The organism is Streptomyces sp. NBC_00647, assembly GCF_045207245.1.
In the GTDB taxonomy this organism is placed as follows: Bacteria; Actinomycetota; Actinomycetes; order Streptomycetales; family Streptomycetaceae; genus Streptomyces.
On record NZ_CP109040.1, the window covers coordinates 4,877,877 to 4,892,204 of the forward strand.

The 14,328-nt window shown below is 72.5% G+C and carries 13 protein-coding genes; 7 read left to right on the plus strand and 6 right to left on the minus strand.

Annotated features, from left to right (window positions below; all coding sequences use genetic code 11):
* Nucleotides 1-13: 13 nt before the first annotated feature.
* Nucleotides 14-1,660: a DNA repair helicase XPB gene (locus tag OG788_RS21225; RefSeq protein WP_406372749.1), complete on the plus strand. Its 1,647-nt coding sequence runs from the start codon at nt 14-16 to the stop codon at nt 1,658-1,660.
* An 836-nt stretch (nt 1,661-2,496) separates the two neighbouring features.
* On the opposite strand, the gene OG788_RS21230 is transcribed toward OG788_RS21225, so the two are convergent.
* Entirely contained in the window at nt 2,497-2,691 is a 195-nt protein-coding gene (locus tag OG788_RS21230; RefSeq protein WP_351537372.1) for a hypothetical protein, read from the minus strand.
* 426 nt (nt 2,692-3,117) lie between these two features.
* Here OG788_RS21230 and OG788_RS21235 point away from each other — a divergent pair, with 426 nt between their 5' ends.
* Complete coding sequence (locus tag OG788_RS21235; protein WP_406372751.1) at nt 3,118-5,187, plus strand: HelD family protein; 2,070 nt, start codon at nt 3,118-3,120, stop codon at nt 5,185-5,187.
* Between the two features lie 57 nt (nt 5,188-5,244).
* On the opposite strand, the gene OG788_RS21240 is transcribed toward OG788_RS21235, so the two are convergent.
* From OG788_RS21240 to OG788_RS21250, 3 genes are all read right to left on the minus strand, one after another.
* Nucleotides 5,245-6,462 (minus strand): trypsin-like serine peptidase, encoded by a 1,218-nt coding sequence (locus tag OG788_RS21240; protein ID WP_406372753.1) that lies wholly within the window; start codon nt 6,460-6,462, stop codon nt 5,245-5,247.
* 289 nt (nt 6,463-6,751) lie between these two features.
* Nucleotides 6,752-7,456: a copper homeostasis protein CutC gene (locus tag OG788_RS21245; protein ID WP_406372755.1), complete on the minus strand. Its 705-nt coding sequence runs from the start codon at nt 7,454-7,456 to the stop codon at nt 6,752-6,754.
* 138 nt (nt 7,457-7,594) lie between these two features.
* Nucleotides 7,595-8,272, minus strand: coding sequence for a maleylpyruvate isomerase family mycothiol-dependent enzyme (locus tag OG788_RS21250; RefSeq protein ID WP_406372757.1), 678 nt, complete (start codon nt 8,270-8,272; stop codon nt 7,595-7,597).
* Nucleotides 8,273-8,320: 48 nt separating this feature from the next.
* Between OG788_RS21250 and OG788_RS21255 the strand changes: the two genes are divergently transcribed.
* The 3 genes from OG788_RS21255 (at nt 8,321) to OG788_RS21265 (ending at nt 11,566) form a co-directional block, all read left to right on the plus strand.
* Nucleotides 8,321-9,004, plus strand: coding sequence for a hypothetical protein (locus tag OG788_RS21255; RefSeq protein ID WP_406372759.1), 684 nt, complete (start codon nt 8,321-8,323; stop codon nt 9,002-9,004).
* Nucleotides 9,005-9,230: 226 nt separating this feature from the next.
* Complete coding sequence (locus OG788_RS21260) at nt 9,231-10,439, plus strand: Cmx/CmrA family chloramphenicol efflux MFS transporter (protein ID WP_406376809.1); 1,209 nt, start codon at nt 9,231-9,233, stop codon at nt 10,437-10,439.
* 20 nt (nt 10,440-10,459) lie between these two features.
* Entirely contained in the window at nt 10,460-11,566 is a 1,107-nt protein-coding gene (locus OG788_RS21265; protein WP_406372761.1) for a GNAT family N-acetyltransferase, read from the plus strand.
* Between the two features lie 28 nt (nt 11,567-11,594).
* On the opposite strand, the gene OG788_RS21270 is transcribed toward OG788_RS21265, so the two are convergent.
* Nucleotides 11,595-11,858, minus strand: coding sequence for a DUF4031 domain-containing protein (locus OG788_RS21270; RefSeq protein ID WP_406372763.1), 264 nt, complete (start codon nt 11,856-11,858; stop codon nt 11,595-11,597).
* The gene (locus OG788_RS21275; RefSeq protein ID WP_406372765.1) at nt 11,855-12,250 is read right to left on the minus strand and encodes a hypothetical protein; all 396 of its coding nucleotides are present in this window, start codon (nt 12,248-12,250) and stop codon (nt 11,855-11,857) included. Before OG788_RS21275 ends, OG788_RS21270 begins: the two co-directional genes overlap by 4 nt.
* Nucleotides 12,251-12,306: 56 nt before the next feature.
* Between OG788_RS21275 and OG788_RS21280 the strand changes: the two genes are divergently transcribed.
* The gene (locus OG788_RS21280; protein ID WP_351537342.1) at nt 12,307-13,227 is read left to right on the plus strand and encodes a MurR/RpiR family transcriptional regulator; all 921 of its coding nucleotides are present in this window, start codon (nt 12,307-12,309) and stop codon (nt 13,225-13,227) included.
* A gap of 154 nt (nt 13,228-13,381) precedes the next feature.
* Entirely contained in the window at nt 13,382-14,317 is a 936-nt protein-coding gene (gene murQ / locus OG788_RS21285; protein ID WP_351537339.1) for an N-acetylmuramic acid 6-phosphate etherase, read from the plus strand.
* Nucleotides 14,318-14,328 lie beyond the last annotated feature (11 nt).

Sequence of the window (14,328 nt, forward strand, 5' to 3'; positions counted from 1 at the left end):
GAAAGGGACGGGTGTGAACGGACCCCTCATCGTCCAGTCCGACAAGACGCTCCTGCTCGAAGTCGATCACGAGCGGGCCGACGCCTGCCGTCGCGTCATCGCCCCCTTCGCCGAGCTGGAGCGGGCCCCCGAGCACATCCACACCTACCGGATCACTCCGCTCGGCCTGTGGAACGCGCGTGCCGCCGGGCACGACGCCGAACAGGTCGTGGACGCGCTCGTCGAGTTCAGCCGCTATCCGGTCCCGCACGCGCTGCTCGTGGACATCGCCGAGACGATGGACCGCTACGGACGCCTCACCCTGAGCAAGCACCCGGCCCACGGACTCGTCCTCACCACCACCGACCGGCCCGTGCTCGAGGAGGTGCTGCGTTCCAAGCGCGTCGCGCCGCTCGTCGGCAACCGGATCGACCCCGACACCGTGGCCGTGCACCCCTCCGAGCGCGGCCAGATCAAGCAGACCCTGCTGAAGCTCGGCTGGCCGGCCGAGGACCTCGCCGGTTACGTCGACGGCGAGGCGCACGCCATCGACCTCGTGGAGAACGGCTGGGCGTTGCGGCCCTACCAGAAGCAGGCCGTGGAGAACTTCTGGCACGGCGGGTCCGGTGTGGTCGTGCTCCCCTGCGGCGCGGGCAAGACCCTCGTCGGGGCCGGTGCCATGGCGCAGGCCAAGGCGACCACCCTCATCCTCGTCACCAACACCGTCTCCGCCCGGCAGTGGAAGCACGAGCTGGTGAAGCGGACCTCACTGACCGAGGACGAGATCGGCGAGTACAGCGGGACGCGCAAGGAGATCCGCCCGGTCACCATCGCCACCTACCAGGTGCTGACGACCAGGCGGAAGGGCGTCTACCCGCACCTCGAGCTCTTCGACTCCCGCGACTGGGGCCTCATCCTCTACGACGAGGTCCATCTGCTGCCCGCTCCCGTCTTCAAGTTCACCGCCGACCTCCAGGCCCGGCGCCGGCTGGGGCTGACCGCCACGCTCGTGCGTGAGGACGGGCGCGAGTCGGACGTCTTCTCGCTCATCGGACCCAAGCGGTTCGACGCGCCCTGGAAGGAGATCGAGGCGCAGGGTTACATCGCGCCCGCCGACTGTGTCGAGGTGCGGGTGAACCTCACCGACACCGAGCGGCTCGCGTACGCCACCGCCGAGACCGAGGAGAAGTACCGCTTCTGCGCCACCACCGCGACCAAGCGGAAGGTGACCGAGGCGCTGGTCCGGAAGTTCGCGGGTCAGCAGATCCTCGTGATCGGCCAGTACATCGACCAGCTCGACGAGCTGGGCGAGCATCTGAACGCGCCCGTCATCAAGGGCGAGACCAGCAATGCCCAGCGCGAGAAGCTGTTCGGCGCCTTCCGGGAGGGCGAGATCAGCGTGCTCGTCGTGTCCAAGGTCGCCAACTTCTCCATCGACCTGCCGGAGGCCACGGTGGCCATCCAGGTCTCGGGCACCTTCGGCTCGCGCCAGGAGGAGGCCCAGCGCCTGGGCCGCGTCCTGCGCCCGAAGGCCGACGGCCACCAGGCCCACTTCTACTCGGTGGTCGCCCGCGACACCATCGACCAGGACTTCGCCGCCCACCGCCAGCGCTTCCTGGCGGAACAGGGCTACGCCTACCGGATCATGGACGCCGACGAACTGCTGAGCGACAGCGAGTGAGCTTCCGCCGGCGCGGGTCACCAGTGAGGTACCGCGCCGGCCGCCGCAAAGCGCCGGGGCCCGACCGACGGCCCGGACGACCCGGCGCGACAGGACAGCCGTACAGCTCACCACCCGCGTGGGCGGACGGACAGCTCACGGCCCGCGTGGGCAGGCGTGCAGCTCACCACCCGCTTGAGGCGGGATACAGCTCACCGCCTGGTGAGGCGGGGGGTACGGCCACCGCCCGCGTGGGCGGACGTACGGCTCACCGCCTGCGTGAGACGGGGTACAGCCACCGCGCGCGTGGGCGGACGTACAGCGCACCACCCGCACAAGACGGGCGTGCAGCTCACCACCCGCTTGAGGCGGGATACAGCTCACCGCCCGCGTGAGGCGGGGCACGGCCACCGCCCGCGTGAGGCGGGCGTACAGCTCACCGCCGGCGTGGGCGGACGTACAGCGCACCACCCGCACAAGGCGGCGTACCGGTCAGCCGCACGCGTAAGGCGGGATACACCGCCCGCGTGAGGCGGGGCACGGCCACCGCCCGCGTGAGGCGGGCGTACAGCTCACCGCCGGCGTGGGCGGACGTACAGCTCACCACCCGCATAAGACGGGCGTGCAGCTCACCACCCGCACAAGGCGGCGTACCGGTCAGCCGCCCGCGTAAGGCGGGATACAGCTCACCGCCCGCGTAAGGCGGCGTGCGGCTCACCGCCCGCATAAGAAGACGGGCGTACAGCTCACCGCCCCCGTAAGGCGGGGTACAGCCACCGCCCGCGTAAGGCGGCGTACACCTCACCGCCCGCGTGAGGCGGCGTACAGCTCAGTGGTGTGAGGAGCGGGCGTACACGTCAGTGGCGGCGTACGCCTGCTTCCTCGCCGTATTCGCCGAGCACGACGACGTCGAACGCGGCCGTCGCGAAGACCTTCACGGCGCGCAGGGCGTCGCCGAGGAGGTGGCGGTGGTGGACGGAGGTGACGGCCGTCGCCCCGCGGGCGGCGGCGCCGGGACGGGCAGGGCCTGGGGTGAAAGTGGCTGCACTCATACCTCCATGGTGCGGCCCCCCGTCCCCGAACGGCGTCGGTCTTCCGACCGAACCTCGGCATCCCGCGAGTCCACCTCCGGGCCCGCCCGCCCTCCACCTCAGGACGGACACCACCCCCTACGGGCCCCGGAGCCCGACCCTGAGACGGCACTGAGACGGCACGGGGACGGCACTGGGACGGCGGCTCATGCCCGCGCTGCGCGGAACCCGCGCCGGAAAAACCCATTGGCACCGGCATCCGTCCCTCGCCTAGAATCTTTCGTCTTGCCCGCCTCCCTTCACGGAGTGCCGCCGCCCGGCCGGAAACCGGACGGCACCTGGAATCACCCGCGGATTCCGAAGGGATTCCGCACGGATTCCGCACCGGTTCCGCAGAGATTCACCGCCTGAATCACTCCCGCAGCAGGCCCCCGGAGGCAATTCCCCGTGTCCACCCTGTCCGACGATCCGTCCGGCCCCCCTTCCCCGTCAGACGACCCCCTCGCCCACGAGCGCGGCCACCTCGCCCACTCCCGTTCGGCGCTCCGCGCGATGCGCGAGGACGCGGAGAACCTCGACATCCGCGATGTCACCGCGAACTGGGTGAACGCCGAGGTGCTGCACCGGCAGATCGGTGAGCGCATCAAGGCCCTCGCCGACCTCAGCCACACCCCGCTGTTCTTCGGACGCCTCGACTATCTGCACGCGCCGGGCATCGACCTGGCGGAGGGCGCGGAGGGCGAGCGCTTCTACATCGGGCGGCGGCATGTGCATGACGCCGGCGGTGACCCGATGGTGATCGACTGGCGCGCGCCGGTGTCGCAGCCGTTCTACCGGGCCTCGAAGAAGGACCCGATGGATGTCGGGCTGCGCCGCCGCTTCGGCTATACCGGCGGCGACCTCACGGCCTACGAGGACGAGCACCTCTCCGACCCGGCCGAGGCCGCGGCCACCAGCAAGCTGCTCCAGCAGGAGATCGAGCGCCCGCGCGTCGGCCCGATGCGCGACATCGTGGCGACCATTCAGCCGGAACAGGACGAGATCGTCCGGTCCGGGCTGTCCGGCTCCGTCTGTGTGCAGGGAGGTCCCGGCACCGGGAAGACCGCCGTCGGCCTGCACCGGGTCGCGTATCTGCTGTACGCGCACCGCGAGCGGCTCGCCCGCACCGGCACCCTGGTCATCGGGCCGAACAAGTCCTTCCTGCACTACATCGAGCAAGTCCTGCCCGCCCTCGGTGAGCTGGAGGTCAAGCAGGCGACCGTCGACGATCTCGTCGCGCATGTCGAGGTGCGCGGCAGCGATGACGCGCCCGCGGCCGTGATCAAGGGCGACGCCCGGATGGCGCAGGTGCTGCGCCGGGCCGTCCGCTCGCACGTGACCCTGCCGACCGAGCCGGTGGTGGTGGTCAGGGGATCACGGCGCTGGCGTGTCCCGGCGTACGAACTCGAGCAGATCGTCCGGGAGTTGCTCGACCGCGACATCCGCTACGGCGCCGCGCACCAGGCCCTTCCGCAGCGGATCGCGCATGCCGTGCTCGTCCAGATGGAGCGCTCGGGAGAGGCACCCGACGACCGGGTGCAGGACGCGGTCGCCCGCAACACCGCCGTGAAGGCCGCCGTGAAGGCGGTCTGGCCGCAGGTCGACCCCGCAAAGCTCGTGCTCCGGCTGCTGACCGACGCGGACTTCCTCGCCGCGCACGCGGAGGGGCTGCTCGACGAGGCCGAGCAGAAGGAGATCCTCTGGGCGAAGCCGGTGCGCAGCGTCAAGTCCGCCAAGTGGTCGGCCGCCGACGCCGTGCTGATCGACGAGGCCACCGATCTGGTCCAGCGCACGCACTCGCTGGGTCACGTGGTGCTCGACGAGGCGCAGGACCTGTCGCCGATGCAGTACCGCGCGGTGGGGCGGCGCTGCACGACGGGTTCGGCGACCGTGCTCGGGGACCTGGCGCAGGGGACGACCCCGTGGGCGACCCGGAGCTGGGAGGAGGCCCTCGGCCATCTGGGCAAGGGGGACGCCGTGGTGGAGGAGCTGACCGCGGGCTTCCGCGTCCCCACGGACGTCATCACCTACGCGTCCCGACTGCTGCCGCACATCGCGCCCGGTCTCACACCGGTCGCGTCGGTGCGGGAGAACCCGGGCTTCTTCGAGGTGCGCGGGAGTACGGCGGACGCCGATGTCGTGGGTGCGGTGGAGGAGTTGCTGGGCCAGGAGGGGTCGGTCGGGCTGATCGCCGCCGACGCCCGGATCCCGGTGCTCGCCGAGGCGCTGGCGGCGGCCGGGCGGACGTACCTCGGTCCGGGCGAGGAGACGACGGCCGAGACCCGGCTGACCCTGGTGCCGGCCTCGCTCGCCAAGGGCCTGGAGTACGACTACGTGGTCCTGGACGAGCCGCGGGCCGTCGTGGACGGCGAACCGGACGAGCGCACCGGCCTGCGCCGCCTGTACGTGGCGCTCACCCGTGCGGTGTCCGGGCTGATCGTGACGCACACGGCGCCGCTCCCGGCCGAGCTGGCCTGACCGGCCGGCGGCCCCCGGCGCGTACGCCGGGGGCCGCCGACCGCTCGGCGAGGGGCCCTACTTGAACTTGTTGCTGGTCGCCAGGTAGACCTGCTTGGCGTTGCTCCCGAGCCGCGGCCCGGTGATGAACGTCTTGCGGTCGCTCAGGGAGTTGTTGGAGACCAGATAGGTCCGGCCGCTGTGGCTCATGAACCAGGGGCCGCCGGAGGCACCGCCGTTCATCGTGCAGCCGATCATGAACTGGGCGGGGACGCTCTTCGCGAGCACGAACCGCTTGGTGGCGCCGTGGCAGTCGTACATCTTCGAGCCGTCGTAGGGCGCCTCGGCCGGGTAGCCGCGGACCTTCATGGACGTGACCTTGTTGGCCGCCGGCGCGTCGAACCACACCGGCAGGGCCGAACCGAGCTGCTCCTGAAGGGACTTGCTCCCGCTCTCGGGCTTGACGTGGAGCACGGCGTAGTCGTAGCCGGAGGCCGCGTTGCCCTGGTGCGATCCGCCCTTGATCCACTGGCCGGAGGTGGTGGCCCAGTTGGCCCACCAGACACCGTACGGGGAGACGGCCTTGGCGCGCGGGTCGGTGATCTGGCGGTTGCTCAGCTTCCCGCTGTTGTTGTACGAGGGGACGAAGGCGATGTTGCGGTACCAGCCGCCGCCCTTGCCGGCGTGCACGCAGTGGCCCGCGGTCCACACGAGGTTGGACTTGCCGGGGTGCGCCGGGTCGGTGACGACGGCGGCCGAGCAGACCATGTTGCCCTCGGGCGAGGAGAAGAACAGCTTGCCGACGGGCGGCGCGTAGTGGTGGTAGGTCGCCTTGACCTTGGCGGCGGCCTGCTTCCTCACCGTGCCGTCGGGCAGGTAGGAGGTGGCGCCGCTGCCCGAGCCCGAACTGGTGCTGCCCGCCTGGGCGACCGGGATCCGGGCCTTCGCCTCGGCCATCTTCTCCGGCGACCAGAAGTCCTTGATGTACGGGTTGGCGAAGTCCTCCGCCTTGGACGCCCAGTCGCCGTAGTCCTTCCACCCCCCGTTCTTCCACTTGTCCAGGGCGGCGCCGCTGAGGTCGGTGGGAATGCCGGCGGGCAGCTTGTAGCCGCCGACCGTGGTGGAGCCGTCGTCGTCCTGACCGGTATCGACACCCTGGTCCGCCTGGGCGGACGACGAGGACCGGGCGGCTGCCCCTTCGTCGCCCTTCCCGCTGTCACAGGCCGTGCTGGCGATCATGACCGCCGCGATCACGGCCGCGGCGGTCGCGAGCGTGCGGCTGCGTATGGATGGCATGGAGCCTTGTCCCCCTGATGCTGCTGTACTGCGGCGCCTCTCGTACCGGCCCGCACATCCGTGTGATTGTCATGCCCCGGCCGATCGGGGCATCCCCAATATGCACGCCCGGGGGCGGACGGTGATCGCCGCGTGGCTCTCACAACACAACAACTACCTGGCGGAGATGGATCCGTGACCTGACGGCCGACCCCTCCGGCCGGACGACGGGAGGGCGGGACCGGAACCCAGGACATGTCGCAGGCGCCGCAGAGCAGGGCCCTGCGAGGCGGGGCCCTGCTCGCTCGTCCTACGCGTCGAGGGCGGCCCGCCACTCCCGTACCGCCTCCGCCGAGACCGGTCCCGTCCAGCCTTCCGGACGGGCGGCGCCGCCGATGTGGAAGGCGTCGAGGCCCGCGGCGCGCAGCCGCGGCACATGGTCGAGGCGCAGGCCGCCGCCGACCATGACCGTCGGCTCGTATCCCGGTTCGCCGCCGCGGGCGGCCTCGGTCACGAGGGTGGAGAGCCCGTCGTCGACGCCCGCCGGGGACCCGGCGGTGAGATAGGCGTCGAGACCCGGCAGGTCCGCGAGCTGCTTGCGCAGGGCGTCACGGTCGGCGGCGCGGTCGATCGCGCGGTGGAACGTCCAGCGGCAGCCGTCGAGTTCGGCGACGATCCGCTCCAGGACGGCCAGGTCGGGGCCCCCGTGCTCGTCGAGGAAGCCGAGCACGAACTCGTCCGCGCCCGCGGCCCGCATCTCGCCCGCGGCCCGGACGAGCGCGTCGGCACCCGCCGCGCCTCCCGCCGCGAAGCCGTCCGAGAGACGCAGCATCACGCGCAGCGCGATGTCGACGGAGGCACGGATCCCGGCGAAGGTCTCCGCCGACGGGGTCAGCCCGTCGGCGGCCATGTCGGTGACCAGCTCCAGCCGGTCCGCACCGCCGGCCTGAGCGGCGACCGCGTCCTCCACGCCGAGGGCGATCACCTCCAGGACTGCGCTCTTCCGCTCGCTCATCGGACCTCTTCCCTTGGGCGGCTACAGGTCTAGTCCAATCCAAGAGTACGCGCGCGGGAGCGGCGGCGCGAGAAGATCACGGCGGGCGGAGGGGCCGTCGAGGGTTTTCCCCCGCGGCCCCTCCCCCACCCCCGCCGTTCACCCGAACAGATTCAGTTCTTCCTCCTCCGCACCCACCAGCTCGTACTTGGTCGCACCCGCGACCGGCCGCCCCGAGCAGAGCCGTACAAGGGTCGCGGCGCCGCCGATGTAGCGGGCCGGGGGCCGGTCGCCGGGGACGCCGCCCAGGCGCAGGGGGTCGTCCAGGTCGTCGAGGTCCGCGTGCAGCGGCACGTGGTCGCGTTCGCGGCTGACGCGGACCAGGAGCGTGAGGGCGTGCGGAAGTCCCGCGCCCCCGTAGGCGCCCGCTTCCCCGAACGCCTCGCGCACGTCCCCGGCGTGGACCCACTCGCCGAGCGCGACCGCGTCGAGGACACCGCCGGCCCGGGCGATCGCCGGCCCCGCCTCGGTCATCCCGCGCTCCAGCTCGTCGATGACCCGTGCCGTCGGCCAGTCGCCGCGCTCGGCGATGTCGCGGTCGTTGGCCTCGGGGCTGAACACCCCTGGTTCGAAACGGCTCTCGACGACCCGCATCAGCGCGGCCGAGCAGTGCGCCAGCAGCTCCCGCACCGTCCAAGCCGGACACCCGGCCGTCGGACGCGCGAAGTCGCCCTCCGGCCTGGCCCGCAACAGCGGGATCAGCGCGTCGCGCTCGGTGCGCAGGAGCAGACCGGGCAGTTCCGGGTCCCGTACATCGTGTGCGTCTCCAGGAATCATGACTCCACCGTAGGAAGGCGTCGGCCGCGCGGCGAGGACAATGGCGTCATGGCAGCAGAGAGCACCCGCCACCCGGCCCAAGAGGACCTGACGAAGCGCTGGGCGGACACCGTCCGGGACGCCCGCGGCGGCGAGGACGGGTCCGGCCCCTCACCGCTCCCCTACGCGGCGAACCTCCTGGCCCGCTGGGCCGAGCCCCGACGCCGGTACCACACCACCGACCACCTCCTCGCGGTCCTCGACCACGTCGACGTGCTGGAGGCGCACGGGGAGCGTGCCGAGGACCCGGCCGCCGTGCGCCTGGCGGCCTGGTTCCACGACGCGGTGTACCTCCCGGACCGTTCGGAGAACGAGGAGCGCTCCGCCCGGCTCGCCGAACGCGCCCTGGCCGAGCTGGGCGTCGGCGCGGACCGCACGGCCGAGGTCGCCCGGCTCGTCCGGCTCACCGTCTCCCACGACCCCGCCGCCGACGACACGAACGGCGCCGTCCTGTGCGACGCCGATCTGGCGGTCCTGGCCTCGCCCCCGGACGCGTACGCCGCCTACACCGCCGCCGTCCGCGAGGAGTACGCCTTCGTCCCCGACGACGCCTTCCGCGCGGGCCGGGCGGCCGTGCTGCGCCAACTCCTCGACCTGCCGATGCTGTTCAGGACGCCGTACGGGCAACGCGTGTGGGCGGACCCGGCCCGCCGGAACATGGGGGACGAACTGGCGACACTGACCCAGGCGTGACGGGCCGCCGGATACCCGACCAGCGGGCGCCGGCCCGCAGCCGCGCCGGAGTCCCGGGCGCCGGTCCACGCTCGCCCACGGGCGTCAGGCCCCGTCGGCGGAGGGGCTGACGGGAAACGGATTCGACGGCGGGCGCCGGACCACGTACGAAGGAGACATGCCCCCGAGCCCCGGACCCCTGAAGCCGGACATACCCGCGACCGCCTCCGCCGACGACCGGCCCCGGATGCCCCTGTCCGTCTACATCCTCGCCCTCTCCGTCTTCGCCCTCGGCACCAGCGAGTTCATGCTGTCCGGGCTGCTGCCTCCCATCGCCGACGACATGGGCGTGACGATCCCGCAGGCGGGCCTGCTCATCTCGGCGTTCGCGATCGGCATGGTCGTCGGCGCGCCGCTGCTCGCCGTGGCGACGCTCCGCCTGCCGAGGCGGACCACCCTCGTCGCCCTGATCGCGGTCTTCGGGCTCGGCCAGGTGGCCGGAGCCCTCGCGCCCGGGTACGCCGTGCTCTTCGCGTCACGCGTCGTCAGCGCGTTCGCCTGCGCGGGCTTCTGGGCGGTCGGAGCCGCCGTGGCCATCGCGATGGTGCCGGTGACCTCGCGGGCCCGGGCGCTGGCCGTGATGATCGGCGGCCTGTCGATCGCGAACGTGCTGGGTGTGCCCGCCGGTGCCTTCCTCGGCGAAGGGCTCGGCTGGCGGTCCGCGTTCTGGGCCGTCGGAGCGGCGTCCGCGGTCGCGCTCGTCGGCATCGTGACGCTCGTCCCGCGCATTCCGCCCCCGGACGAGCGGCCGCGGCTCGGCAGGGAGGTGCTCATCTACCGTGACCGGCAGGTCTGGCTGTCCATCGGCACGATCGCGCTCGCCGCGGCCGGTGTCTTCTGCGCGTTCAGCTATCTCGCCCCGCTGCTCACCGATGTCGCCCGCCTCGACGACGGCTGGGTCCCGACCGTGCTGGCGCTGTTCGGCGTGGGCGCGCTCATCGGGACGACCATCGGCGGGCGGTTCGCCGACGCGCACCTGTTCGGGGTGCTGATCATCGGCATGGCGTCGGACACCGTCATCCTCGTCGCGTTCGCCCTCCTCGGGCGGTACGCCGTCGCGGCCGTCCTGCTCTCCTTCCTCCTCGGGGTCGCCTGCTTCTGCACCGCCCCGGCCCTGAACGCCCTCATGTTCAACGTCGCCTCGGCCGCCCCCACCCTGGCCGCGGCCACCACCACCGCCGCCTTCAACCTGGGCAACACCGCCGGTCCCTGGCTCGGCGGCGCCGTCATCGACGCGGGGCTCGGGTACACGGCCACCGCCTGGGCGGGCGCGGTGCTGACGGCCGCGGCCATCGGCCTGGCCGTCGTCTCGCTGCGGCTGCACCGGCGTACGCCGGGCTCGCGGGTCGTGCGGAAGGCGGGCGCGGCGAAAAATCCCGTACGTTCCCAGGCGTGATCCGTCCTATTCTCGGCCGCATGGCAGACATGGGTGGGGACCGGGTGGAAGAAGCCGTCGCGGACTGTGCCGCGCTGCTCCGGCCGGCGGCCGGGCGGGACTGGGACGGTGTCAGGGCGGGACGGCTGGAGTGGAGCTGCCGACGGACCGCCGAGCACATCGCCAGTGATCTCATCGCGTACGCGGGGCAGTTGGCAGGACGGGCCACCACGGCGTACGTCCCGTTCGAGATCGCGCTGGACGAGGGCACCGGCAACGCGGGGGTCGTCGACGTGATCGAGGCGACCGGCGGGCTGCTCGCCGCCGCCGTACGGACGACGCCGCGCGAGGTGCGCGCCTTCCATCCGTACCCGTTCCGCAGCGCGAACCGTGAGGGCTTCGCCGCGATGGGGGTCGCCGAAGTCCTGCTGCACACCCACGACATCGCCGAGGGACTCGGCCTGCCGTACCGGCCGCCGGCCGGGCTGTGCACCTGGGTCCTCACCCGGATCTTCCCGCACGTCCGGCCGGAGCCCGACGCGCCGTGGAGCACGCTCCTGTGGGCCACCGGGCGCGGTGAACTGCCCGGCCGCGCCCCGCTCACCGAGTGGCGCTGGAGCAACAACCTGGTGATCGACGCCGAGCGGCTCACGCTCCAGGGGGTCACCCCGGCCGCCGCCGCCGATCTGCGCGCGGGCGGCGCGGGCGGCTTCGAGTGGATCGAGGGCGGCCCGTTCGAGGGCACGCGGGACGCCGCCGGGATGATCGTGAGCGCCTACGAGGAAGGGGTGCACCGGCCGGAGTGGGGCATGTTCGTCCTCGTACGGCGCGCGGACGGGCTGGCGGTCGGCGGGATGGGCTTCCACGGCGTGCCCGACGAGGAGGGGCGCGCCGAGGTCGGCTACGACCTCGCGGAGAGCGCCCGCGGCCACGGCTACGCGACCGAGGCCCTGCGCGCCCTCTCCGAGTGGGCCCTCGCCCGCGACGACGTGAAGCTCCTGTTCGCCGCCATCGACCGGGACAACGCCCCGTCCCAGCGCGTGATCGCCCGCGCCGGTTTCACCCGGGTGAGCGCGGACCAGGAGCGGGCCGCCTACGAACTGCACGGCATGGAGAGGTCGTTGCGGCTGTACGCCCGTGAGAGCTGAGCGTCCCGGGAGAGCGCCCGGCGTGTGGTCAGGCCGCGCGCTTGCGGCGGCGCAGCCCCGACCCGTGCAGCAGCCGTACGACCTCGCGGCTGCTGACCTCCACCGCCCCCGCGGCGACCGCGTCGGCGTAGCGGTGCGAGGGGATGTCGTAGTGGTCGCGCTCGAAGGCACGCGGGGGCGCGCCCAGCTCCTCGGCGAACGCGTGCAGTTCGTCGTAGGAGACATCGCTGATCAGGTGCGACCACACACGGCCGTGCCCCGGCCAGACGGGGGGATCGATGTAGACGGTCACGAGTGCGGGTTTCCGCCGGTCGCCGAGTGCAGGGAGCCCACCGAGGCGACCTTCACGCCCGCCTGGTGGCAGACCCAGTGCGGGTCGGGGCCCAACTCGGGCTCGACCTCCAGGGCGTGCGGATCGCCGCTGCCGCACACCGGGCAGAGCGGCCACCGGCCGTGCCGCTCCAGGAGCGCGTCCTGTACGTCCTGGGCGACGAGTCCGGCGACGAATCCGGCGCCCTCCGGCCACTGCTCGACCCACCAGCGGCGCTGCACCACCGAGTCCTCGACGAGGGAGACCACGTCCGCCTCGGCCACCTGGCCCGCGATCAGATCGGCGAGTACGCGGGCGCGCGCCGCGTGCAACGCCTGCTCCAGGGGGCTGAGGGGGCTGCCGGTGGGGTCCATGTCCCCATTGTGCGCACCCTTGACCGTATGCCCCAAAGGAAAATATCTTTCAAGGTGTGACCCATGACGTGAAGGAAATTTTCGCGGGTGAGGCGCCCCCCGCCCCCGCCGCCCTCGCGGCCAAGGTGCGGACCCTCGCCCCCTCGATGACGCGCTCCATGCAGCGGGTCGCCGAGGCCGTCGCCGCCGACCCGGCCGGCTGCGCGGCCCTCACGGTCACCGGCCTCGCCGAGCTCACCGGCACCAGCGAGGCCACGGTCGTGCGGACGGCCCGGCTCCTCGGCTATCCCGGATACCGCGACCTGCGCCTCGCGCTCGCCGGGCTCGCCGCCCAGCAGCAGTCGGGGCGCGCGCCCGCCGTCACCGCCGACATCGCGGTCGACGACCCCATCGCCGACGTCGTGGCCAAGCTCGCCTACGACGAGCAGCAGACCCTCGCCGACACCGCCGCCGCACTCGACACGGTCCAGCTCGGCGCCGCCGTCTCCGCCATAGCGACCGCCCGCCGCATCGACATCTACGGCGTCGGCGCGTCCGGCCTGGTCGCCCAGGACCTCCTGCAGAAGCTCATGCGGATCGGGCTCATAGTCCACGCGCACAGCGACCCGCACCTCGCGGTGACCAACGCGGTGCAGCTGCGCGCCAAGGACGTGGCGATAGCCATCACGCACTCCGGCTCGACCGGCGACGTCATCGAACCCCTGCGGGTCGCCTTCGAGCACGGGGCGACGACGGTGGCGATCACCGGCCGCCCCGGCGGACCGGTCGCGCAGTACGCCGACCACATCCTCACCACCTCGACCGCCCGCGAGAGCGAGCTGCGTCCGGCGGCCATGTCGTCGCGCACCAGCCAGCTGCTGGTGGTGGACTGTCTGTTCGTGGGGGTCGCCCAGCGCACCTACGAGACGGCGGCACCGGCGCTGTCCGCCTCGTACGAGGCCCTGGCGCACCGCCACTCCCCTCGCAGCGGCCGATAGCCGCGGCACACGACCGACCGGGGGACCTGATTCAGCGGGGAGACCGCGGTCCGCGGGCGGCTGGTCGCGCCCGCGGGGCGGTGCCGCATGTCGTCCCGGCCCGCGTCCCGCCCCCGGGGCGCGGTAACACCTCACCGGAAAGAGCCGCTCCGTCATGACCTCCATGTCCAACTACGGCGATCTTCGAGCAGAGTTGGAGACGCTGACCACCGAGGCGTTCCGCCCTGAACTGTCCGAGATCGACCGGTTGCCCACGCTGGAGATCGCGAAGCTCATGAACGGGGAGGACGCGACGGTGCCGACGGCCGTCGCCGCGCAGCTCCCGCTCATCGCCGCCGCGATCGACGACATCGCGGAGCGCATGTCCCGCGGCGGGCGCCTCGTCTACGCGGGCGCGGGCACCGCGGGCCGGCTCGGTGTCCTGGACGCCTCCGAGTGCCCGCCCACCTTCAACACCGATCCCTCCCAGGTCGTCGGAATGATCGCGGGCGGTCCGACCGCCATGGTCACCTCGATCGAGGGCGCCGAGGACTCCAAGGAGCTGGCGGCCACCGACCTGGACGCCCTCGCGCTGACGGCCGACGACACCGTGGTCGGTGTCTCCGCCTCGGGCCGCACCCCGTACGCCGTCGGCGCGGTCGAGCACGCCCGGAAACAGGGCGCGCTCACGATCGGCCTGTCCTGCAACGCGCACAGCGCGCTCGCGGCCGCGGCCGACCACGGCATCGAGGTCGTGGTCGGCCCCGAACTGCTCACCGGCTCAACCCGCCTGAAGTCCGGCACGGCGCAAAAACTCGTCCTGAACATGCTCTCGACGATCACGATGATCCGCCTCGGCAAGACGTACGGGAACCTGATGGTCGACGTACGCGCCTCGAACGAGAAGCTGCGGGCCCGCTCCCGCCGGATCGTCGCGCTCGCCACCGGTGCCTCCGACGAGGAGATCGAGCGCGCGCTGGCCGCCACGGACGGCGAGGTGAAGAACGCCATCCTGACGATCCTCGGCGACGTGGACGGCCCGACGGCCGCCCGCCTTCTGGAGGAGTCCGAGGGCCATCTGCGCGCCGCGCTGGCGGCGGCGGCCGGCTGACCAGCACGCTC

Coding starts and splice junctions, on each gene's coding strand:
- OG788_RS21230 (WP_351537372.1), bottom strand. CDS start 2,691: ATGAGTGCAGCCACTTTCACCCCAGGCCCTGCCCGTCCCGGCGCCGCC.
- OG788_RS21240 (WP_406372753.1), bottom strand. CDS start 6,462: ATGCCATCCATACGCAGCCGCACGCTCGCGACCGCCGCGGCCGTGATC.
- OG788_RS21245 (WP_406372755.1), bottom strand. CDS start 7,456: ATGAGCGAGCGGAAGAGCGCAGTCCTGGAGGTGATCGCCCTCGGCGTG.
- OG788_RS21250 (WP_406372757.1), bottom strand. CDS start 8,272: ATGATTCCTGGAGACGCACACGATGTACGGGACCCGGAACTGCCCGGT.
- OG788_RS21255 (WP_406372759.1), top strand. CDS start 8,321: ATGGCAGCAGAGAGCACCCGCCACCCGGCCCAAGAGGACCTGACGAAG.
- OG788_RS21260 (WP_406376809.1), top strand. CDS start 9,231: ATGCCCCTGTCCGTCTACATCCTCGCCCTCTCCGTCTTCGCCCTCGGC.
- OG788_RS21265 (WP_406372761.1), top strand. CDS start 10,460: ATGGCAGACATGGGTGGGGACCGGGTGGAAGAAGCCGTCGCGGACTGT.
- OG788_RS21275 (WP_406372765.1), bottom strand. CDS start 12,250: ATGGACCCCACCGGCAGCCCCCTCAGCCCCCTGGAGCAGGCGTTGCAC.
- murQ (WP_351537339.1), top strand. CDS start 13,382: ATGACCTCCATGTCCAACTACGGCGATCTTCGAGCAGAGTTGGAGACG.